At 62.9% G+C, this 21,464-nt stretch carries 19 protein-coding genes; 5 read left to right on the plus strand and 14 right to left on the minus strand.

Going from position 1 to position 21,464, the window contains the following annotated elements; translation table 11 throughout:
- The 4 genes from B5F19_RS04785 to B5F19_RS04800 all read left to right on the plus strand — a co-directional run.
- A partial coding sequence (locus tag B5F19_RS04785) for a M56 family metallopeptidase (protein ID WP_140394155.1) occupies nt 1-676 on the plus strand: 676 nt, incomplete at its 5' end.
- 13 nt (nt 677-689) lie between these two features.
- The gene (locus B5F19_RS04790) at nt 690-2,264 is read left to right on the plus strand and encodes a hypothetical protein (protein ID WP_087288512.1); all 1,575 of its coding nucleotides are present in this window, start codon (nt 690-692) and stop codon (nt 2,262-2,264) included.
- 39 nt (nt 2,265-2,303) lie between these two features.
- Complete coding sequence (locus B5F19_RS04795) at nt 2,304-3,947, plus strand: hypothetical protein (RefSeq protein WP_087288514.1); 1,644 nt, start codon at nt 2,304-2,306, stop codon at nt 3,945-3,947.
- Nucleotides 3,948-3,988: 41 nt separating this feature from the next.
- Nucleotides 3,989-5,869, plus strand: a complete 1,881-nt coding sequence (locus tag B5F19_RS04800; RefSeq protein WP_087288515.1) for a hypothetical protein — start codon at nt 3,989-3,991, stop codon at nt 5,867-5,869.
- A gap of 67 nt (nt 5,870-5,936) precedes the next feature.
- Here B5F19_RS04800 and B5F19_RS04805 read toward each other — a convergent pair whose 3' ends face one another.
- Both B5F19_RS04805 and mltG read right to left on the minus strand, forming a co-directional pair.
- Nucleotides 5,937-7,157 (minus strand): U32 family peptidase, encoded by a 1,221-nt coding sequence (locus B5F19_RS04805; RefSeq protein ID WP_242972703.1) that lies wholly within the window; start codon nt 7,155-7,157, stop codon nt 5,937-5,939.
- Between the two features lie 55 nt (nt 7,158-7,212).
- The gene (gene mltG / locus B5F19_RS04810; RefSeq protein WP_087288517.1) at nt 7,213-8,361 is read right to left on the minus strand and encodes an endolytic transglycosylase MltG; all 1,149 of its coding nucleotides are present in this window, start codon (nt 8,359-8,361) and stop codon (nt 7,213-7,215) included.
- A gap of 129 nt (nt 8,362-8,490) precedes the next feature.
- Here mltG and B5F19_RS17655 point away from each other — a divergent pair, with 129 nt between their 5' ends.
- Complete coding sequence (locus tag B5F19_RS17655) at nt 8,491-8,652, plus strand: hypothetical protein (protein WP_204248292.1); 162 nt, start codon at nt 8,491-8,493, stop codon at nt 8,650-8,652.
- Nucleotides 8,653-8,710: 58 nt separating this feature from the next.
- Here the strand turns inward: B5F19_RS17655 and B5F19_RS04815 are convergent, their stop codons facing one another.
- The 12 genes from B5F19_RS04815 to B5F19_RS04870 form a co-directional block, all read right to left on the minus strand.
- Nucleotides 8,711-9,292, minus strand: a complete 582-nt coding sequence (locus B5F19_RS04815) for a 5-formyltetrahydrofolate cyclo-ligase (RefSeq protein ID WP_087288519.1) — start codon at nt 9,290-9,292, stop codon at nt 8,711-8,713.
- Nucleotides 9,267-9,812 (minus strand): DJ-1 family glyoxalase III, encoded by a 546-nt coding sequence (locus B5F19_RS04820; protein ID WP_087288520.1) that lies wholly within the window; start codon nt 9,810-9,812, stop codon nt 9,267-9,269. Before B5F19_RS04820 ends, B5F19_RS04815 begins: the two co-directional genes overlap by 26 nt.
- Nucleotides 9,813-9,854: 42 nt before the next feature.
- Nucleotides 9,855-10,523 (minus strand): thymidylate kinase, encoded by a 669-nt coding sequence (locus B5F19_RS04825; protein WP_204248293.1) that lies wholly within the window; start codon nt 10,521-10,523, stop codon nt 9,855-9,857.
- Nucleotides 10,523-11,263 (minus strand): WecB/TagA/CpsF family glycosyltransferase, encoded by a 741-nt coding sequence (locus tag B5F19_RS04830; protein ID WP_087288524.1) that lies wholly within the window; start codon nt 11,261-11,263, stop codon nt 10,523-10,525. Before B5F19_RS04830 ends, B5F19_RS04825 begins: the two co-directional genes overlap by 1 nt.
- A gap of 389 nt (nt 11,264-11,652) precedes the next feature.
- Nucleotides 11,653-12,474, minus strand: coding sequence for a putative hydro-lyase (locus B5F19_RS04835; RefSeq protein WP_087288526.1), 822 nt, complete (start codon nt 12,472-12,474; stop codon nt 11,653-11,655).
- A 57-nt stretch (nt 12,475-12,531) separates the two neighbouring features.
- A complete protein-coding gene (locus B5F19_RS04840) occupies nt 12,532-13,473 on the minus strand; it encodes a biotin-dependent carboxyltransferase family protein (RefSeq protein WP_087288528.1) in 942 nt (313 codons plus the stop codon).
- Entirely contained in the window at nt 13,470-14,207 is a 738-nt protein-coding gene (gene pxpB, locus B5F19_RS04845) for a 5-oxoprolinase subunit PxpB (RefSeq protein WP_087288530.1), read from the minus strand. Before pxpB ends, B5F19_RS04840 begins: the two co-directional genes overlap by 4 nt.
- A gap of 78 nt (nt 14,208-14,285) precedes the next feature.
- Entirely contained in the window at nt 14,286-15,560 is a 1,275-nt protein-coding gene (locus B5F19_RS04850; RefSeq protein ID WP_087288532.1) for an NRAMP family divalent metal transporter, read from the minus strand.
- A 62-nt stretch (nt 15,561-15,622) separates the two neighbouring features.
- Complete coding sequence (locus B5F19_RS04855) at nt 15,623-16,390, minus strand: 5-oxoprolinase subunit PxpA (protein ID WP_087288535.1); 768 nt, start codon at nt 16,388-16,390, stop codon at nt 15,623-15,625.
- Between the two features lie 242 nt (nt 16,391-16,632).
- Entirely contained in the window at nt 16,633-18,000 is a 1,368-nt protein-coding gene (locus B5F19_RS04860) for a sigma-54 dependent transcriptional regulator (protein WP_087288537.1), read from the minus strand.
- Complete coding sequence (locus tag B5F19_RS04865) at nt 17,997-19,658, minus strand: ATP-binding protein (protein ID WP_087288538.1); 1,662 nt, start codon at nt 19,656-19,658, stop codon at nt 17,997-17,999. The genes B5F19_RS04860 and B5F19_RS04865 overlap by 4 nt, the downstream gene beginning before the upstream one ends.
- Nucleotides 19,655-21,088 carry a sodium:solute symporter family protein gene (locus B5F19_RS04870; RefSeq protein WP_087288540.1) on the minus strand — a complete coding sequence of 478 codons (1,434 nt, stop codon included), beginning with the start codon at nt 21,086-21,088 and terminating at the stop codon, nt 19,655-19,657. The genes B5F19_RS04865 and B5F19_RS04870 overlap by 4 nt, the downstream gene beginning before the upstream one ends.
- Nucleotides 21,089-21,464 lie beyond the last annotated feature (376 nt).

Consider the following 21,464-nt stretch of genomic DNA (forward strand, 5'->3'; position numbering starts at 1 on the left):
CTCCACGTCTGAACCCTCCCCCGCCCCGTCCGGTTCAAACCGGCCCGCGCAGCCCGCAGCCTCCTCCTCTCCGGCGGAACCGGAGGCCGGAGCCGCCCCCGACCTGTCCCTCTCCCTCTCCCAGCTGATCTTCGGCCTCTGGCTGCTGGGGGCCGCGGCGGTCCTGATTTGGAACCTGCTGTCCCACCTGCGCTTCTGCCGGTACCTGAACCGCTGGGCCTCCCCCGTCCGGGACGCGGACATTCTGGCCCTCTACAACGCCCTGGGCGACCAGCTGGGGCTGGACCGCCGCCCCCGCCTGCTCTCCTGCCCCGGCCTGGCCGTCCCCATGCTGGCCGGGCTGTTCCGGCCCGCCCTTCTCCTTCCGGAGAACCCGCCCGCCGGAGACGCCCTGCGGTTCTCCCTCCTCCATGAGCTCACCCACTTCCGCCGCAGGGACATCTTCCGCAAGACCCTGGCCCTGTGGGTGCGGGTCCTCCACTGGTTCAACCCCCTGGTGTGGCTCACCGCCCGCACCATGGACCGGGACATTGAGCTCTCCTGTGACGAGAGCGCCTTGAAACACCTCCCGCCGGCGGAGCACGCCGCCTACGGCCGCACCATTTTAAGCGCCGTGTCCGCCCTCACCGGGGCGGGCAGGCCACAGTCTGTCTCCATTTCCGATTCGGATTTTTAAAGAGAGGTGCCCTATGCCTACTTCTATCTTTCACTCCCCCTTCACCACCGCCCTCTCTGGCTCCGCCAAAGAGACGGAGGACCGCATCCGCAACATCTTTCAATATGAAAAGAAGCGCCCGCCGGTGCCGGCCCTGCTGCTGGCCTGTGCCCTGGCCCTGACCTGCGGAGGGCTGGTGTCCTGCCAGCCCGCTTCGGGCGCGGATTCCGCCCCGCCAACCGGGTTGGGCATCTCTATGGACATTCAGTACTACGACACTTTGGGGAATTACATCGAAATTCCCACGCTGACTCTGCCCAGTGACACAGAACCAGACGAGGGGATAACCGCCATCAACCAAGCTCTGGCGGAGCTGAAAGCGGAATACACTCCACTTCTCTCCGCCTTGGAGGGCGGTACGGCGGCCCATCTGGACTATATTTCCACCTTTGAGAACCGTTGCCTGTTCTATCCCACCCAGACGACTCAACACTTGAATCTAGTGTTCTTTCGCTCCAGCTATACGACCGACCTGAACACCGGCCATGTCCTCACCTTGGTCTATGATTTCCGTGAGGGACGACAGGTCACTCTGGAAGACGCCCTAGAGGCGGCAGGGCAGACCGAAGCCGGCCTGTATCAGGCCCTCGCGGACCAGTACGCCCCGGAGCTGGCTCAGCGCTCTCAGGAGATTACCCGAAATCAGGCTCCCGACCTCCCCCCGGCAAATCTGGCTATTCACGCTTTGGCTTTAGAAGGCTTCCGTATGAAGTCGGATGGGGAGCCCGTCTTCTACCTTACTGCCCGGGTAGATGACCAGGATGATACCGTGTCCGACGCGGTCAGCGGCTCCGATAACCTCTATATCTGGTCCGGAGGGCATTTTGAACTCTACGACCAGTACGCCCCAAATCTCCCGCCTCTGGTACCACTGGAGGAGCAGCTGGATCAGTGGTTTGGGGGTCAGCCCCTGTGGTGCCAGTGGTCTTTGCATGGCGGGGAACCGGAGGGCGGGTTTGTTACCCCCAGTTCCCCTGCCCCCGATTCATCCGAATATCCCGGCGGCAGCTCCGCCGCTCCAGTCTCTCCAGATTCGGAGTCCGCTTCCGAGGAGGATGCTGTGTCCAGCACATCGGAAGACTACGGCCTGTGGAACCTGGAGTACTCCCTTTGGCGGGATGGATGGGATTCCCCCGCCGGTCTTGGGATGCAGACCAGCACCATCTTCTTTGATGCTCCAGGGACCCGCATCGAGCGGCCCGGCGAGAGCCTGACCCAGAACGAGGAGGACTACTGGCTCACCTATGAGTGGGATGGTTTTTCCGCCCGCTATTACCACCTGGCCTCCAACGGCTCCGAGACTCTGCGCACCATCGACACCACCCGCACCGACGTGACCACCCAGCGGGGCGTGCGGGTGGGGGACAGCCGGGAGGACGTGCTGGCCGCCTACCCGGAGGCCAAGTCCCACTCGGACCGGAACCCCTCCCTCAACGAGGAGAGCTGCCTTTGGATTTCGGAGGACCTGGAGAACGACCAAGGATTGGCGCTTCTATTTTATCTGGACGGGGACACGGTGCGGCAGATCACCCTGACCCGTCTTCTATAAGGGGCCAGGCGCCCCCCACTCTGCAAAGGAGTATACGCTATGAAAAACACCTCCCTCCCCCGCTCCCCCTTCTCCACTCCCCTGTCCGGCTCGGCCAGGGAGACGGAGGACCGCATTCGGAATATCTTTCAATACAAAAAGAAACGCCCGCCCCTTCTGCTTTTCATTCTGGCCTGCGCCCTGGCTCTGACCTGCGGGGGGCTGGTGTCCTGCCAGCCCCCCGCGGGCGGAAGCGCCTCAGACATAAGCGAGGATACGGCCCCCACCGCCGGGCCGGGCATCGCCATGGCCATCCAGTACTATGACACCAGCCTCAACTACATCGAGGTCCCCACCCTGGTCCCGCCGGAGGGGGAGGAGCTGGACGAGGCGGCGGCCTCCATCAACCAGGACCTGGAACAGTTGGCCCAGGAGTACGCCTGGGTCCAGGATTCCTCGGGGGAAGAGGCCGTTTACACGTCCCAGCAGTGCATCTTCTACCCCGCCGAGACGGACCGGTACCTGAACCTGGTACTCTATCAGAACGACGGCAGCTACGGCAGCAGCGGGGATATCCACACCTGGTGCTATGACAAAGAGGAGCAAACCCTGGTGACCACCCAGCAGGCCCTGGAGCTGGCCGGGCTTACGGAGGACCTGCTCTGCTCCGGCCTGGACCAGTATGTGACCAACAACACGAACAACACCCTTGCCTATGCGCTCACCCCTGTTCCCATTCAAGAGCCCGCTCAGATCCAGGGCTTCCGCATCGGCGGGGACGGCCATGTGGTATTTTACCTGTCTGTCACCACCGACTTCGTCCACACCGATACCGGCGGGGAGTACGACCCCTGGTGGCACATCTACCGCTGGGAAAATGGCTCTTTCACCCACTATAACCCAGCCTCCTGGGAGACCGTTCGCCTGGTTCCGGCGGAGGAAACGCTTTCGCTGGACCCGCCTCTTTGGTGTCAGTGGAACTTTGCCGGTACAGGCCCCAAGGGGGGCTACACCAGTTCCGCCGTGGGCCCCTACGACGACTACCAGGAGGCCTATGCCGCTGTGCTGCGCAATCTGCTCCAGGACGATATCTCTCCCGAGGGCGGTAATGCCCATATGGACCCCTCCGGCGACAGCGGGATGGACCCGCCCCTCAACTCCTTTGCCGTCTCTGATGTGGACGGAGATGGGCAGGAGGAACTGGTGCTGCTTCAGTCCTGCGAAATATACGCCGGTTACCGGGGCTATGTACTGGCCTATGATCCGGCGTCGGGGGCAGTGAAGATCGCCCTGTCCGGATTCCCTGACATGACTTTTTATGATACCGGGGCTGTGACCGTCGGTGCAAGCCACGCTCAGGGGTCGAGTGGCCGCTTCTGGCCCTACTCCATCTATACCTACAACGCCTCAACGGATACCTACCGGGATGAGGGCTGGGTGACCGCCTGGGACCGGCAGATCTGGGACAACAACCCAGACTTTGCTCCGTTTCCGGAGGAGCTGGACACCAGCGGCACCGGATTTCTCTACTATATCACGGACGCTCAAACCTCCGAGAGGGTCGGCCCAGTGGACGCGTCGGTATACGAGGCCTGGCGGGACCAGTACCTGGACGTGGACGGAGTACTCCCCCTGACCTGGCATGCCTTGAATGAAGAAAATATTCTGGCTCTGGAGAACGGGACCCTCCCCGCCAATTTCTAATTCCTAACTCCTAATTCCTAATTCAATTTGAGGTGTTTGATATGCCCAAAGCCGCGCCTCCGAACACTCCCTTCTCCACCCCCCTGTCCGGCTCGGCCAGGGAGACGGAGGAGCGTATCCGAAATATCTTCCAATACCAGAAGAAGCGCCCGCCGATCCTGCTTCTGGCCCTGGCCTGCGCCCTGGCTCTGCTGTGCGGGGGGCTGGTGTCCTGTCAGCCTCAGTCCCCGGCCGTCTCCCTGTCCCAGGAGGAGGAACAGCTGCTGTCCCTGCTGGCGGCGGAGGATCAAAGCATTTGGGAGGAGGGGGATGAGCCCCGCCTTCTGGTCTGTGTGGAACAGGGGGACTACCTGCTGGGGGCGGCCGCCTACTCCCACCGGCTGGGCGATACCCTGCTCATCGGGGTGATGGACCGGGAGACCGGGGAGCTCACCGCTCCGGCATATCAGCAGGGGATCTACTATGGCACCCCGTATGTCACCACCTTCCAGCAAAATGGGGAGAACTACCTGCTGTATACCCACAACGGCATGCACCAGGGCCTTTCGGAAGGCAGCTCCGGGCTGATCCGTCTGGAGGGCGACGACTTTACCTGGACCTGGCCGGTGGAGGGCGACCTGCGGGACGAGAGTTCCCAGGCTTTTGCCGACTATAAGAACTACTGGGAGGACCACCTGGCCCTGCTGGCCCCCGGCGGGGTGGATGTGTTTGTGGAGACGGACTACGACGTGCTCCGCGGCGTGGGGCCCCAGTGGGCGGTGGACCACAGTGAAAACTTCTACATCCCGGAGGAGGGGGACCTGCCCATCCCCATCCCCTACCAGACCCGGGTGTGGGTGGAGAACTTCACCCGGGACAGCCGCAATGCCCTGAACGCCGGCAACCGCTCCGCCCTGTACCACATCGTATCCATGAAAGCGGAGGAACCCGTCCCCGGACAGGGGGAGGGGGACTCCCTCTACTCCCTGTTGGCCTTCTGCGATGGCCGGGCCGAAGCTGGGGAGGGCGGCTGGCTCTCCGCCGTCCTCCTCTTTGACCAGGAGACCGGACAGGTGGGCGACGTGCTGGCCTGGGCACAGGGAGACCGGGAGGAGGTGGAGCTCCCCCGGGAGACCTGGGGCGGTCTGGAGGAGCGGGACCGGCTGATTGCGGAATATTATCAGAGCCAGGGCTACTCTCAGATCTATTTCCCGGGCGAAGCGGCCCCCGAGGTCCTTCCAGAAGCTGCGTTAGCCATCGAGTCCATTGTCTATGGAGATGAGATGGCCAACGGAGCGACAAGGAGCATCGCCTATGAGGTGACCTTCCGAGCTTACTATACGGAAGGCGTGTCAGACTACCTCGTTTTACAGAGAGACGGAGCGGACGGCTCCTTCCTCCGGCTGCTGGGGCAGTACCCAGCTCATACAGGAAAATCCGCCCGGGATGCCGCCTTCCAGGAGACCTTTGGGCTGATGGATGTGGACGTCTCCCTGCTGTATGACAGCAGCTCCCCGCCGGTAGGGCTGGGAGATTGGCGGGAGCCCTCCTATCTGATCCAGAAGGGCGGGCCTGCGGTGGAAATTCTGGAAAACGGGGAACCGATCTATAACCCAGGGGACTACTGGGACCGTTGGAGTGTGGATGGCTTCACCGCCCTGCGATATTACCACGCTTCGGAGGACCGCTGGACTGTCCAATCTATCGAGACCACCCGCACCGACCTGCGCACCTACCGGGGAATCCAGGTGGGGGACAGCCGCTCCATGGTGCAGAACTTGTATCCGGAGCTCCGGGACAGAGACTACTGGCACCTGTACGACAGCGCGGAGGAGGATTTTCTGTGGTACTGCGACAGCTCCATAGACCTGGGTCCCGCCCTGCTGTTCTTCTTTGAAAATGACCAGGTGAGCCGGATTGTCCTCTACGACATGTTTGATTGAGAGGCCGTGATACAAAAAACGCGGAAGCCCAGAGGGACTTCCGCGTTTTTCTGCATCGGATCTTATGTTACGGCGTCAGGTCCGCCTGCCGCCGGAGGAGGGACAGGGGCGGGGCCGCCTGGGGCAGCTTCAGGGTAAAGCGCATCTGGGGCTTGCGCACCTGCTCCAGCACATTGCCCTCCTCGTCCCGCAGCTCCCCCACCTGGAAGGACACGGGGCGCACGTCGGGGCCCACCAGCTCCAGGGTGTCCCCGGTGGAGAACTTGTTGTTCAGGGTGAGCAGGGCGTTGCCCTCCCCGTCGCAGGAGCGCACCTTGGCCACGATCTGCCAGTCCCGGATGTACCGGGAGTCCTCGGTAAACTGCCCCGGCTGTCCGTAGTAGAAGCCGGTGGAGTAGTGGCGGTGGCTGATGTGCTCCACCTCGTCCCGCCACACCGGGTCCAGGGGCTCCCCCGCCATAGCCGCGTCGATGGCGTGGCGGTAGGCCCCGGTGACAATGGCGGCGTAGTAGGCCGACTTGGCCCGGCCCTCCAACTTGAGGGAGTTGAGCCCCGCCTCCATCAGCTCCCCCACGTGGTCAATCATGCACATATCCCGGGAGTTCAGGATGTAAGTTTCCCCATTTTCCTCAAAAATGGGGAAATACTCCCCGGGGCGCTTCTCCTCCATGAGGGCATACTGGTACCGGCAGGGCTGGGCGCAGGCCCCCCGGTTGGAGTCCCGGCCCGTCATGTAGTTGGACAGGAGGCACCGCCCGGAATAGCTTACGCACATGGCCCCGTGGGCAAAGGCCTCCAGCTCCAGCTCCTTGGGGGTCTTGGCCCGGATCTCCCGGATCTCGTCCAGGGACAGTTCCCGGGCCAGGATGACCCGCTTGGCCCCCAGGTCGTACCAGGCCCGGGCGCACTGGTAGTTGACCACGCTGGCCTGGGTGGAGATGTGCCGCTCCACATGGGGGGCGTACTTCCCGGCCAGGGAGAACACCCCCATGTCGGCCAGAATCACCGCGTCCACCCCCAGGCTGTCCAGGTACTCCAGCCACTCCGGCAGGCGGGCGGCCTCCTCGTTCCGGGGCATGGTATTGCAGGTGACGTGGACCCGGACGCTCTTGCCGTGACACAGCTCCACGGCGGCCTTCAGCTCCTCGGGGCTGAAATTGCCCGCGAAGGAGCGCATGCCAAATGTAGTACCGGCCAGATAGACCGCGTCGGCCCCATAGGCCAGGGCCATCTCCAGCCGCTCCATGTCCCCCGCCGGGGCCAGAAGCTCAATTTTCTTCTCGTTCAAGGAAATACCTCCCAAAAACGGGCCCCGGAACATTCCGGGGCCCATTTCCAAACTGTTAAGAATTGCCGTACCGCTCCTGCGAGGCCATAAAGCTCTGCATCTCGCTGTATGTGCGGAAGAAGTGGTGGGTGTTGTCGTCCCCCAGGGCGTAGTAGTAATAGGACGTGTCCGCGGGGTTCATGGCCGCCTGGATGGACTCCATGCCGGGGTTGGCAATGGGTCCGGGGGGCAGGCCGGGATAGAGGTAGGTGTTGTAGGGGGAGTCGATGGACCGGTCCGCGTCGGTGGGCACATTCCCGCCGTTGATATAGGCCAGGGTGGCGTCGATCTGCAGATAGCCGTTGGTGCCCGCGGAGGCGTTGGGGTTGTTCAGACGGTTGTAGATGACCGAGGCGATGGTCTCCCGGTCGCTGCCGTCGGTCTCCTTTTCAATCATGGAGGCCACCGTGAGCACCTCATGGATGGACCGGCCGCTGTTCAGGATCTCCTGGCGCATCTCGTCCGTCAACTTGGCGTCAAACTGCACCAGCATCTTGTTGATGACATACAGGGGGTTCTCCGGGGTGGTGAACTCATAGGTGTCCGGGAACAGATACCCCTCCAGCCGGTGGTAGTCCCCCAGCTCGATGTCCTGGAGGAAGGAGAAGGCGTAGTCGTGGTTGGCGGCCATATCCTGGAGGTCCTCCACACTGGCCACGTTCCGCTCCTCCAGCAGGGTGAAGATCTGGTCGATGGTATAGCCCTCCGGGATGGTGACGGAGATGGTGGCTTTGCTGGAGGAATTGGCGCTCATGCCGGTGAGCAGGGCCCGGTAGTCCATGTTGGTGTTCAAGGTGAAGGTGCCCGGCACCACCTCATCCTTGCTCCCGGTGAAGGCGGCAAACAGGTTAAACAGAAACTTGTACTCAATGAGTCCGTTCTCCTTGAGCATGTCCGCCACATCATCGAAGCTGTCTTCACTGGAAATGGTAACGGTAACCGTTTTCTGCTCTTTGTTCAGGGCCAGCACATCGTTGGCCGCCACCCAGCCGATACAGGCCAGCAGGGCGGAAATTCCGATGACAAACACCACATAGAGCAGAGCAAAGCTCGTCGCGGCGCGGCCCTTTTTCCGTCCGCCGCGATTCTGAGTCGTCCGGGACCGGCCGGAAGCGCGGGATCGGCGCTCCGGCTGATCGCCAGTTCTGCGTTGTTCTTGTGCCATAGGGTCAGCTCCTAACAAGAGAAAAATTTCCCCCCGGAAGAACCTGGGACAGGGGGGCGCCATAGACTATACCAGAACGCGCGGGAAGGAGAAAGCTCCCCCCGGCGAGGCAAGCGAGGTGAAACGAATATGTGTTGTGGGAACAACGGGTTTGGCGGCAGCGGCTGCCTGTGGATCATCCTGCTGATCATCATCCTGTGCTGCTGCTGCGGCAACGGGAACAGCTGGGGCGGCAACAACTGCGGCTGCAACAACGGCTGCGGCGGCTGTGACAACGGCTGCGGCTGCTGAGGTCCATCCTTGGAGGAGAGCGGGGCGTAAGCCCCGCTTTTTTCCGTGTGGGCCGGCCTCAGCGGGAGAACCGGTGCATTTCCGTCAGCAACAGGTCCACCCGCTGGTCGTGGGCCTCCCGGGGCACTTGCGGCTGGAGGACACCCTCCCGGCACAGGCCCACGGTAAATCCAGGGAACCCGGACAGCCAGCGGTCGTAGTACCCCCCGCCAAACCCCAGGCGGTACCGCTCCCGGTCGTAACACAAGGCGGGAACCAGGGCCAGCTGGATCTCCTCCCGCGCCAGCAGAGGGGCGCTCTCCGGGGGCTCCCAAATGCCGAAGGAAACCTGTACCATGGGGACCTCCGGCTGAAACAGGCGGACCTCCATCCCCCGCTCCGGGAGCATCCGGGGCAGGCCCACCCGCTTTCCCTGGGCGGTCAAGGTCCGGACCAGCATCTCCGTCTCGGGCTCCCGGCCCGGGATTCCCCAGAACAGGAAGAGGCTGTATGCCTCCTTCACCTGGGGCAGAGCCAGGAAGGCCTCAAACAGGGCCTGGTCACTCTCCCGGAGTTCTTCCGGGGACAGGTCGGACAGCCGGTCACGGACCTGGCGGCGCAGGCGGGCCTTCTCCTCAGCGGTGGTAGAAGATGCGGTCATTGATGATCTCAGCCGCCTCCCGGCCCCGGAGGGCCTCCACCAGCTTCAGGCCGAAGTCAAAGGAGGAGCCGCAGGCGTGACCGGTGACGAACTTTCCGTCCAGCACCGCCCGGGCCTCGGGCAGGACCTGGGCCCTGCCCAGCTGGTCCTGCCGGGTGGGGTAGGAAACCGCCTTGCGGCCGTCCAGCAATCCCCACCGGCCCAGCAGGATGGGTCCGGCGCACAGGGCGGCCAGCCAGATGTCCCGCCGGGCGGCCTCCTGAATGAGGGCGGACACCCGGCCGTCGTTCCACAGGTTCTCCACGCCGGCGCCGCCGCCGGGGAAAACCAGCATCTCCGCCTGATCCAGATCCACTTCATCCACCGTCAGATCAGCCTGGACCGTAATGTTGTGGGCCCCGGCGACGGCGTTTCCGGACAGGGATACCAGGGCCGTCTCCACCTCCGCCTGGCGGAGCAGGTCCGCAGGGACAACCGCCTCCGACTCCTCAAAGCCGGGAGCCAGGAATAAATAGACCATTGAAAGACCTCCTTATTTTTATTCACATGGACGGCCCGGCTGTCACAGCAGAGGGGCCGCCAGAGACCAGACTTCTTCCTGAATGCTCTCCACCGGGCGCAGCGCCCCGGAGGCGTCCACACATGGGATCACCTTCCACCCCAGCAGATCGGCAGCCTGGAGGGCGCTTTCCCGGCAGGAAGCCAAATAGGCGGTGTCCAACTCGTGAATATCCGCCTGGGTATGGGTGTCCGCCTCCCGCCGGCGCAGGAGGGCCGCCGCCTGGTCGGTGGGCATGTCCAGATAGAGGACCAGATCGGGCCGGGGCAGTCCCAGCTTGGTATGCTCAAAATCGTCCAGCCACCGGAGGAACTCCCCCCGCTCCTGAGGGGGGCATTTCACCGTCTGGTGGACCGCGTTGGAGGTGGTATAGCGGTCGGTGAGGATCAGGCCGCCCCGCTCATAGTACGCCCCCCATACCTTTTTGTAGGAGGCATACCGGTCCACCGCGTAAAAGGCGGAGGCGGCGTAGGGGTTGACGTCCTCCGGGCGGGGTCCGAACTCCCCATTGAGATACATGCGGATCAGGGCGGAGGAGGGCTCACTGTACTGGGGAAAGACCAGCTTTTGAAATTCCCTTCCCGTCTGAGTGACCCGCTGGCAGAGCTTTTGAAATTGGGTGGACTTGCCGGAGCCGTCCGTTCCCTCGAATACAATCAGCGTTCCGGCCATCACAGGACCCCCTGGCGGCCCTTGCCGGTCACCCGCCGCCCGGCCGCCTTCACCAGCACCAGGGGCAGCTTGGCCATGCGGCCGATGCGCTTGGGCTCCTTTTTCAGGCGGTAGGCCCACTCCAGCCCCGCCTTCTGCCACTTCTCCGGGGCGCGCTCCACGTTGCCGGCAAACACGTCCAGGGCGCCCCCCAGACCAATGGCCAGCTTGGCCCCGGTGATCAGGCCGAAGCGGGAAATCCACTTCTCCTGCTTGGGCGCCCCCAGGCACACAAACAGCAGATCAGGCTGGGCCTGTGCCACCTCCCGGGCCACCGGGTCGGAGTCCTTGAAATACCCGTCATGGGTGCCGCACAGGACGATGTTGGGATGGCTCTCCAAAATGCGGCGGCCCGCCTCCTCAGCCACGCCGGGTTTGGCCCCCAGCAGGTAGAGGCGCCCCCCCATCTCATCCAGCACATCCAGCATGTCGCAGGCAAAATCAAATCCGGCCACCCTGCCTTTTAAGGGTGTGCCCAAAATCTTGGCGGAATAGACCACCCCGATGCCGTCCGGGAGGACCAGGTCGGCCTGGTTGAGGATCTTCTGAAACTCCAGATCCTTGTCGGCCGCCAAAATAAACTCCGGGTTCGGCGTAACCGCATAGTGGAACTCCGGAGAGCGGAGCAGAACCGCCCCCGCCTCCTTGGCCTCCTCCCGGGTGAGGTTGTCAAATTGTATGCCCAAAATATCGGTTTTCAATGGATGTTCCTCCATATTAAAAGTAAATGGGACAGGGTTAACCCCCTATAAGTACTTCATTGTACCATGGACCACGGAAAAAGTCCATGAAAAAGGTGCAAACACTCCCGGCAGGATTTGAACTTATTGTGTATAAATTATCTAAGATGGGAGTCCGGCACAGCCGCCCCGCGCCCTGGTCCGCAGAGCGGCGCGCCGTTCGTCCGCCTCGCTCCGGCCTGCGCTCGAATTCAGCAAAAAAAGACAGGTCCGGAACCTGTCCCTTAAAACACAGAGGCGAAACGCAGTTTCGCAGAAAGTTCTTTTGCCTCCTTTTCTCCCAAGAAAAGGAGGGGACCCGGCGCCCCCGCGCCGGGTCCGGGTCCTGATATGAAAAGGAGATAGAAATTTTATTTGTGCTTCTGAGCCTCCAGATAATCGTTGAGCTCGGTGTTGAGAATGTCGGTGATGAACATGTGGCCGGGGGCGTGGGTGATGACGATGGGGGGCTTGGCGTTTTCCACCGCCGCCTGGGGGGTGACGCCGCAGGGCCAGAACACGGGCACCTCGCCCTCCCGGATCTCCACCGGGTCGCCGTAGTCGGGTTTCATCACGTCCATGACGCCCACCTTCTCCGGGTCGCCGATCTGCACCGGAGCCCCGTGGACGTTGGGCATCTTCACCGTGATGTCATAGGCCACCTGGGCCTGCTCCGGGGTCATGGGGCGCATGGAGCACACCATGGGGCCCTCGAAGGGGCCGGCCTTCACGGTCTGGATGTTGGTCTTGTACATGGGCACGTTGCAGCCCATCTCAATGTGGCGTACAGGGATGCCGGCGGCCATCAGCGCCTCCTCAAAGGAAAAGGAGCAGCCGATGAGGAAACCTACGTACCCGTCCTTCCAGTATTCGGAGGCGTCGGTGAGCTCCTTGGTGAACACGCCGTTCTCATACACCCGGTAGCGGGGGATGTCGGTGACGATGTTGCCGCCCTCCCCCATGGCGTGGGTCTCCGGGGTACCCCGGATGATCTCCAGCACCGGGCAGGGGAAGGGGTTCTTCTTGGTGTACTCCTCAAAGTCGTCGGCGTACTCGGGGGGCAGAATCACCAGGTTGGCCTGGGCGTAGCCCCGGCACATGCCGGCGGTGGGGAAGTCGATGACGCCCTGGCGGATGAGCTCCCGCACCTCAGAGGGCTTTTTGTCAATATAAGGGGTAATGTCAAATGCCATAGTTACCATCCCTTCTTATCGGATGGCCCCGCCCCGGCGGGACGGGGCCCGTGTCGGTTACATGTCCAGGGACCGGCGCAGAGTGCGCAGGGCGGCCCGCTGGTTGAGCAGGGCCTCCTGGGCGGCCTGGATGGACACCTTCTCGAACTTCACCTTGTCCCCGGCCTTCAGCTGGCCCAGGAGGCGGAAGTCGGCGGAGATCACGTTGGCGATCTTGGTGTAGCCGCCGGTGGTCTGCCGGTCGGCCATCATGATGATGGGCTTGCCCTCAGTGGGCACCTGGATGGCCCCGAAGGCGATGCCGTCGGAGATGATGTTGCCGTCGGTGACGTGCTCGATCACCGGGCCGTCCATGCGGCAGCCCATGCGGTCAAACTCGTTGGTGACGGAGTAGGTCTCCCCTAGGAAGGTGGCAATGCCCTTCTCGGTGAACGCGTCGTCCTGGGGCCCCATGACCACCCGGATGGTGTACACCGGGCGGGGGATGAACTCGGGGTAGATGTACCGCTCGTTCAGGTTCTTGGGGGCGCCGGGGGCCCGGAAGCCGATCACGTCGTCCTTCTGGAGCTTCCGGCCCTGGAAGCCGCCGATCTTGGCCTTCATGTAGGTGGAGCGGCTGCCCATGACCCGGGGGATGTCCAGGCCGCCGGTGAAGGCGATGTAGGCCCGGCAGCCCGTCTTGGGGGCCTGGAACCGGAGGGTCTGCCCCGCCTGGACCGCGATGGCCCGGTAGGTGGGCACCGGCTGCCCGTCCAGGGAGGCCATCAGGTCTCCGCCGGTGAGGGCGATGGTGTTGGCCGCGTCAAAGCGCAGCTGGGGGCCCAGCATGGTGCACTCCAGCACCGCCTCGTCCTCCGGGTTGCCCACCAGGATGTTGGCGGTGGCCGCCGCCCGGGGGTCCATGACCCCGGAGACGGACACGCCGAACTGCTGATAGCCGATGCGGCCCATGTCCTGCACGGTGGTCAGCAGGCCGGGATTCAATACCGTGATACTCATTGTCCGCCCTCCTTTCTGGGATGGCGCTTGCACTCATAGGTGCCCGCCGCCTCCTGGGCGGCGATGGCGTCAAACTCCGCCTGGGTGATGGAATAGAACTTGATGTACTCGCCCGCCTTGGGGAGGATGGGCTCCGCCCGGTCCGGGTCGTACATGCGCACCGGGGTCTTGCCGATGAGCTGCCAGCCGCCCGGGGAGTCGATGGGGTACACGCCGGTCTGAGAGCCGGCGATGCCCACTGAGCCGGCGGGGATCTTCACCCGGGGCTGCTTCAGGCGGGGGGTGGCGATCTCGTCGCTCATGCCGCCCAGGTAGGTGAAGCCGGGGGTAAAGCCCAGCATATAAATGAGGTACTCGGTGGAGGTGTGGATCTTGATGACCTCCTCCGGGGTCTTGTGGTTGTGCTCCGCCACAAAGGCCAGGTCGGGGCCGGCCTCTCCGCCGTAGAGGACGGGGATCTCCAGCACGTCGCTGGGGGGGATCTGGATGTTGGAGAGCTGTCCCATCAGGCCCTTGAGTTCCTTCACCAGCTCGTCATAGAGGATGACGCCGGGGTCGTAGTGGACCATGAGGGAGCGGTAGGTGGGGACCACCTCCACAATGCCGGGGAGCTTGCTCTCCTCCAGGGCGATGGTGAAGGCGCGGATCTGGGCGTTGATGGCCGGACTGATCTCGTTGCCGAACTCCACCGTCACCGAGGAGTCCCCGGAGAGGAGAAATCTTACATCAGCCATAGAAGGCTCCTTTCTTGTGAGGCCCGGCAGGCCAAAGAGATGGCCTGCCGGGCGCTGGGATCAAATGTTCACCTGGGATCAGCCGAACAGATTCAGGATGCCGGGGACGGCCTGGATGCCGGAGTACAGGGAGATGAGCACTACAATGGCTCCCAGAGCGATCAGGGGCATGGGATGCTTGTACTCGGTGCCCACGATCCGCTTGCTGCGGCTGGCGATGAGCATGACTCCCAGGGTGATGGGCAGGATCAGGCCGTTGAAGGCGCCGGCGACGATGAGCAGCTGGGCGGCGTTGCCCACAATGACCATCATCAGGGTGGAGAAGGCGATGAAGCCCACCACGAACTGGCGCTCATACTTGTTGATGAAGGGGTGCAGGGTCTTCAGGAAGGAGACGGAGGTGAAAGCCGCGCCCACTACGGAGGACACGCCTGCGGAGAACAGGCACAGGCCGAACAGGCGGTAGCCAAAGTCACCGGCGGCCAGACGGAAGGCCTCGGCGGCGGGGTTGCCGCCGTTGGCGGCGTCGGTGATGATCTGGGCATTCTCAGCCAGCCACTGAGTTCCGCTCATGCAGGTGCCCAGCACCGCCAGGAACAGCAGGATACGGACAGCGCCGGAGGTGCCGCAGCCCTGGATGACGCTCTTGCGCACGTGGCCCACGTTCTCGGGGCCGGAGATGCCGGCGTCCAGCAGCCGGTGGGCGCCGGAGAAGGCGATGTAGCCGCCGCAGGAGCCGCCCAGCAGGGTGGTCAGCGCGGTGAAGGCGTTGTTCTCAGGGTTCAGCAGATAGTCCACCCGGGTCACACCCTTGGCCACCTCACCCAGAGGGGGCTGGGAGATGACGGCCACCACCAGCACGGTGATGAGGATGATGGCGGCCAGGAGGGTGGCCACCTTATCCATGATGGTCTTGGCGTTCTTGTTGATAAAGATGATGATGCCCAGGCAGCCGGCTACCACCGCACCGATGGTCTGATCCAGGCCGAACATGGCGTTGAAGCCCAGAGCCACGCCGCCCACGTTGCCCACGTTGAAGGCCAGGCCGCCGATGGCTACCAGGATGGCGATGACATAGCCCAAGCCGGGCAGCAGCTTGTTGCACACATCCTGGGCCCGCATCTTGGAGACGGTGACCACCGACCAGATGTTCATCTGAGCGGTGATGTCCATGATAATGGCCATGACAATGATCAGGGCCAGGGCCGCCCCGTGCTGGGCGGTGAAGGTAGAGGTCTGGGTCAGAAAGCCGGGGCCGATGGCCGAGGTGGCCATCAGGAAGGCGGCGCCGAAGAGCACCGAGCGGCTGGGTTTTGCCGCGGGCTGATTCAGGGTGTTAGGTTCCTTGCTCATAATGTACCTCCCATGATATGAAATTCAGGGGTCTCTCCTTATGTCTGTCTCTCAGTCACACATCACACGATTGCAGACAGAGGGGCGATCTCCACGCCCTGGGCGTTCAGGGCCGCACGGATGTTCTTGACGAACTCCACCGCGGAGGGGTTGTCGCCGTGGACGCAGATGGAGTGGGCGTCAATGGACACCTCCTCGCCGGTGATGGCGGTGACCTTGCCCTCGGTGACCATGCGGATGGTGCGGGCAATGGCCTCGTCCTTGTCGTGGATCACCGCGCCGGGCTGCTTCCGGGGCACCAGGGAGCCGTCCGCCTGATAGGCCCGGTCGGCAAAGACCTCGCTGGCCACCCGCAGGCCCACCCGCTTGCCGGCCTCCAGCATCTTGCTGCCCGCCAGGCCCATGAGGATGATGTCCTTGTCCACCTCGGCGATGGCCTCGGCGATGGCCAGGGACAGGTCCATGTCCTTGGCGGCCATGTTGTACAAGGAGCCGTGGGGCTTGCAGTGTTGCAGCTTCACCCCGTGGGCGGCGGTGAAGGCCATCAGCGCGCCCAGCTGGTACTGGATGTAGGCCTTGACCTCCTTGGGGGAGCACACCATGTTCCGGCGGCCGAAGCCCATGAGGTCGGGGTAGCCGGGGTGAGCGCCCACCGCCACGCCGGCGGCCTTGGCGGCGGCCACCGTCTTGTCCATCACCAGGGGGTCGCCGGCGTGATAGCCGCAGGCCACATTGGCGGAGGAGATGTGAGCAATGACCGCCTCATCCAAGCCGATGGTATAGGCGCCGAAGCTCTCACCCAGATCGCTGTTCAGATCTACTTTGTACATACGGATTGCCTCCTTGCAAATGATAGTCAGTTCTATTATATTGCAAGCCCCGTGCCAACTTTTCTAATATTCATAAAAAACTGTAAAATATGTCCTGTTTTTTGTGAATTCCGCCTTTTCTCTACAAATTCTTTTCGTTCCCTTTCATCCCATTCAGTCGTGTATTCACTCTGTGCTGGTAAAGACGGCGAGAGGGTGTGCGAAACCGCACACCCTCCCGTGCAAAACTGCACAGCCGCAGTCTATGTCTCCTCACCGCCCTGCTCCAGACGCCGTTTCAGGGTAAAGCGGGTGCAGCCCAGCAGCTGGGCCGCCCGGCTGCTGTTGCCCCCGGAGAGCTCCAGCGCCCGGTCGATGTAGGCGCGCTCAAAGGCGTCCACCTCCCGCTTCAGGTCAATCGGGCTTTGTGTCAGATCTTTCATGGGGTAGCTGGGGCCCGCGGCGGCGCCGTCCTCCCGTTTGAACTCCAGGCCGGTCTCCTCTCCGGTGAGCAGCTCCCCCTGGCTGAACAGGACGCACCGCTCCATCACGTTGCGCAGCTCCCGCACATTTCCCTTCCAGGAGTAGCGCTCCATCTCCTCCAAAAAGGCGGGGGCGACGTCCCGGACATGCTTGTTGAACTTCCGGTTGAAGTGCTCCAGGTAGTAACGGGCCAGCACCGGAATGTCCTCCCGCCGCTCCCGCAGGGGCGGAATGCGGATCTGCATCACGTTCAGGCGGTAGTACAGATCCTCCCGGAAGGTGCCCTTCTGCACCTCCGCGTCCAGATCCCGGTTGGTGGCGGCGATGATGCGCACATTGACCTCAATGTCCCGCAGGCCGCCCACCCGCTTGAACCGCCGGTCCTCCAGGAAGGTGAGCAGCTTGGACTGCATGGCCAGAGGCAGCTCCCCGATCTCATCCAGAAAGACGGTCCCCCCGTTGGCCAGCTCCATCAGGCCCTTCTTGGCCTTGTTGGCCCCGGTGAAGGCCCCCTTCTCATAGCCGAACAGCTCCGACTCCAGCAGGGATTCGGGGATGGCCCCGCAGTTGATCTTCACCAGAGGGGTGTCCCGGCGGGGGCTGCTGTCGTGGATGGCGTTGACCACCACCCCCTTGCCGGTGCCGGTCTCCCCGCAGATGAGCAGGTCCACATTGTCGTTCTCCGCCAGGATGGCCACATTGCGGCAGATGCGCCGGATGGCCTCGCTCTCGCCCACGATCTGCCGGGGCCGCTGGCGCATGAGCTCCAGGCTCCGGCGGCGCTTCAGCTGCTCCAGGTTCCGGCGGATGATCAGGTCCACCTCCTCCAGATCAAAGGGCTTCTGGATGTAGTGGCAGGCCCCCCGCTTCATGGCCTCCACCGCCTGAGAGACTGAGCCGTAGGCGGTGATCATAATGATCTGAATGTCCTCATCCAGCTTTTTGAAGTCCTCAATGTGCTCCAGGCCCAGCTCGCCCCCCAGCTTGTTGTCCAGCAGCACCACGTCCGGCCGCCAGGACTCCGCCAGGGCCAGCCCCTCGGAAAAGGTCTCCGCCGTCTTCACCTGGTGCCCCAGGTCGGACAGGCCGCTCTCCAGGGACATGCGGATCAGAAATTCGTCGTCCACCACCAATACCTTTGTGTTCATGCCGTACCTCCTTTGTGGGGAAAGCGGATCTGCGCCCGGGTCCCAGACCCGGGCGTGCTGTCCATGGACAGCACGCCGCCGTTCTGCGCCAGCAGCCGCTGGACAATGGAGAGGCCCAGGCCGCCTGTTCCCCCTTCGCCCAGCACCTTGTGCAGCTTCTCCTGCGTCATGCCCACTCCGGTGTCCACCACCGACAGGGCCACGCCGTCCTCCTCCTTCCATGCCCGGATGGCCAGCTCCCCGCCGTCCGGCATGGCTTTTACGCTGTTGTTGATGAGATTGATAAGCACCTGGCGCAGCTCCCCCTCGTCGGCGTAGAGCCATAGGCGGCCATTTACCAGGGCGTTGAACAGGATGCCCTTGTTCTCGGCCACCTTAAAATAGAGCATCTGCAATTCTTCAAACAGGGCGTTGAGGCTGACCGTTGTCTTTTCACTCTCCCGGCGGCGGGACAGGTTCAGCAGATTTTCGATGAGCAGATTGACCCGGTCCACCTCCCGCACCATGCCGCCGCACAGCTTCCGGTCCCGCTCCTCGCCCAGCTTCCGGCTCACCACCTGGATGCCCGCCCGGATGCCCGCCAGCGGGTTTCGGATCTCGTGGGCCACGTCGGCGGCCAGCTTGCCGGTGTAGGCCAGCTTCTCATCCTCGGTGAGCTTCTCCTCCATGTGCTTCTTATAGGTCACGTCGTCGATGGTGCACAGCACCCCCCAGCGGGTGCCGTCCGGCTCCCGCAGCTGCCACACACCAAACTCGTAATCCCGAGCCTTTCCGCCCTGATCCGTCAGCCGGGCGGGCTCAGGGAGCACGTCCTCCCGCCGCTGGATGCGGGACAGGAGCATCCGCAGGTCGCGGTTCTGCCCGTCCCGCTCGTCCTCCCGCCGGAGCATGGTGGAGGCCGCGGCGTTGATCAGAATAGGGGTGCCGTCCTGGTCATAGGCCACCACTCCGAGGGGCAGGTTTTCCACAATGCTCTCGTTAAGGGTCTTGACCCGCTCCAGTTCGCCGGTGTAGCCCCGGATGCGCTCCATCATCTTCTGAAAGGCCCGGGCCAGCTGCCCTACCTCGTCCGTCTTGTTCAGATACTCCTCTCCCAGCTGGTTCTCCTTGCCGGGATCTCCGCTGATGCCCCGGCACACCTCGCTCAGCCGCCGGATGGGATCGGAGATATTGTGGGCGATGAGGACGCTGGCCTGAACGATGGCCAGCAGCATGGCTACTGCCGCCAGAATCATATACTTCTGTTCCTCGATAAACCCGCTGCCCACCCCCTGCCGGTCCAGGTAACAGCGGATCTCCCAGCCCATCTGCGGAACGGAGACCTGCTCCAGCAGCTCCATAGACGCCGCGTCCGCCTCCGAGTCACCCAGGAGTAAGCGGCCGTCCTGGTCGTAGATAAACAGCAGGTTTCCCCGGTAATCTCCCCGGTACTTATCCAGCAGCCGCTCCGGCTGCTGCCGGTACTCCTCCAGCTGGAGGTCCGCCTGGAGATAGCCGATCAGGGTCTGCGCCTCCTGGCGCTCCGTCTCCACCTTGACCTGGAACTCCGTAAAATATAGGATGATGCAGAAACAGAGGACGGTGGCCAGGCTGATGCAGGCAAAGGGGATCAGAATTTTATTCTCAATGTCCAGTGGCACGATACGCCGCAGCTTCATTGTGCCGCCTCCTCTCTCCGGCTCAGTGCCGTCCCCACAAGCAGGGCGGCCGTGGACAGAATCACGCCAGGCAGGGCCGGATGCAGGGGCAGCAGGCCGCCGTAATAGGCGGGGTACAGCGTCAAAATAGCCGCGCCCCCCACCAGAACCGAGGCCCAGACCCCCTGCCTGGTAACCCGGCGGGACAGCAGAGTGCCGTAGGTGGCAGGGAAAAGCAGGATGCTCACGCCGCCCCACACGTCGCCGCCGTAGGACAGGGTAAACTCCGGCGGGTTCAGGGCAAGCAGCATGGAGATGGTGCCGCCGCCGAACACCGCCAGCCGCCCCAGGTTCAAAACCTGCCGCTCTGAAATCTCCTTTGGGCTTACGGTGCGGATGATGTCATAGGAGAAGGACGACGCAATGAGCAGCAGCTGGGAATTGGCGGTGGACACACAGGCTCCGATCACAGAAAACAGGAAAAAGCCGCTCCATACACTGTACAGCTCGTTATTCATCAGGTGGACAATGATCTCGTCGCTGGAGGCCACGTCCGGGGACTGGGGCGCCAGAACCCGCGCCGCCAAACCGATGTGGACCAGGGCAAAGTACAAAAAGGCCAGTAGGATCAGGGACCCCAGCACCGTCCACCGGGCGCTGCGTGGATTGCGGGCGGACAGCACCCGGACCATGTACTGGGGATTGGCCGCCAGCCCCAGCCCCCAGCCCCAGAACATGGACATGCAGATCAGGGGCGTGTAGCGGTTATTGAACAGGGAGAGCAGGCTCTTGGAGGGGTCCGATCCGGTCAGCGTCCCCGCCTGGGCATAGAGCTCCGAAAAACCGCCCACCCAGCCGATCATCAGCACCAGCAGCACCACCAGACTGAGTACCAGCAGCACCAGATTAAAGGCGTCTGTGCGCAGGACCGAGCGGTACCCGCCGAAGGTGGTGTACAACACAAACAGGTATACCATCAGCACCGCCACCGGATAGGGGATATCAAACAGGGCTGCCGCTACCGTCCCGAATCCCTTATACTGGGTGACCAGGTAGCAGACGTACACCACCACCATAATGGCTCCGTAGGCCACCTGAAGGGCCGGCGACTGGTAGCGCTGGCTGAACAGCTCCGGGATGGTGACCACATTGTGGGCATACAGGCGGCGGCTTACAGCCGCCAGCAGAAATGCGCCAAAAAACCAGGGAAACACTGAGTAAGCCAGCACCGCCAAGCCGTCCTCATACACCCCGCCGGTGAGACTTAAAATCGTAATGGCGGACAGCCAGGTGCCCACGAATGTACAGATGCACAGCGGCAGGCTGGCCGTCCGGTCGCAGAGAAAGTAACTGCGGGCGGTGGGGTCCTCCCGCAGACTGCTCTTTCCGATCAGAAGCAGGGCGGCGGAGTAGATGCAGAAATAGATGAGATACAGGGCGGTCTTATTCATCCCATTGAGCCTCCATCCTTGGTACAAAAGCGCTTCCCATCCACATAGCGGGAAAACGCACCACAATTTTAGCACATTTTTCAAACACTGGGGAAAATTTTTTCTGCCCAGCCTCGATATCAAGACCATTGCCTTTCCCTTCGGTGCGCCGAAGGGTGTCCGCCTCTCCCCGCCCTGGGGCATTTCGCCCCTTTTATTGAAAGTGAGCCCCACGGACATACACAGTGCTCCCATGTGCATGGAGACGGCTGAAAGCGCAAAAAGGGGGCAGGTCTGGAACCTGTCCCTTTTTTGCGCTTCGCTTGCCGGAAGCCTTGCACAGCAAGACTTCCGGGACATTTGACTCTATTCGAGGCGGGCGGCTGCCCCCTCGAGC

This window comes from Pseudoflavonifractor sp. An184 (assembly GCF_002160305.1).
Classification (GTDB): Bacteria; Bacillota; Clostridia; order Oscillospirales; family Oscillospiraceae; genus Lawsonibacter; species Lawsonibacter pullicola.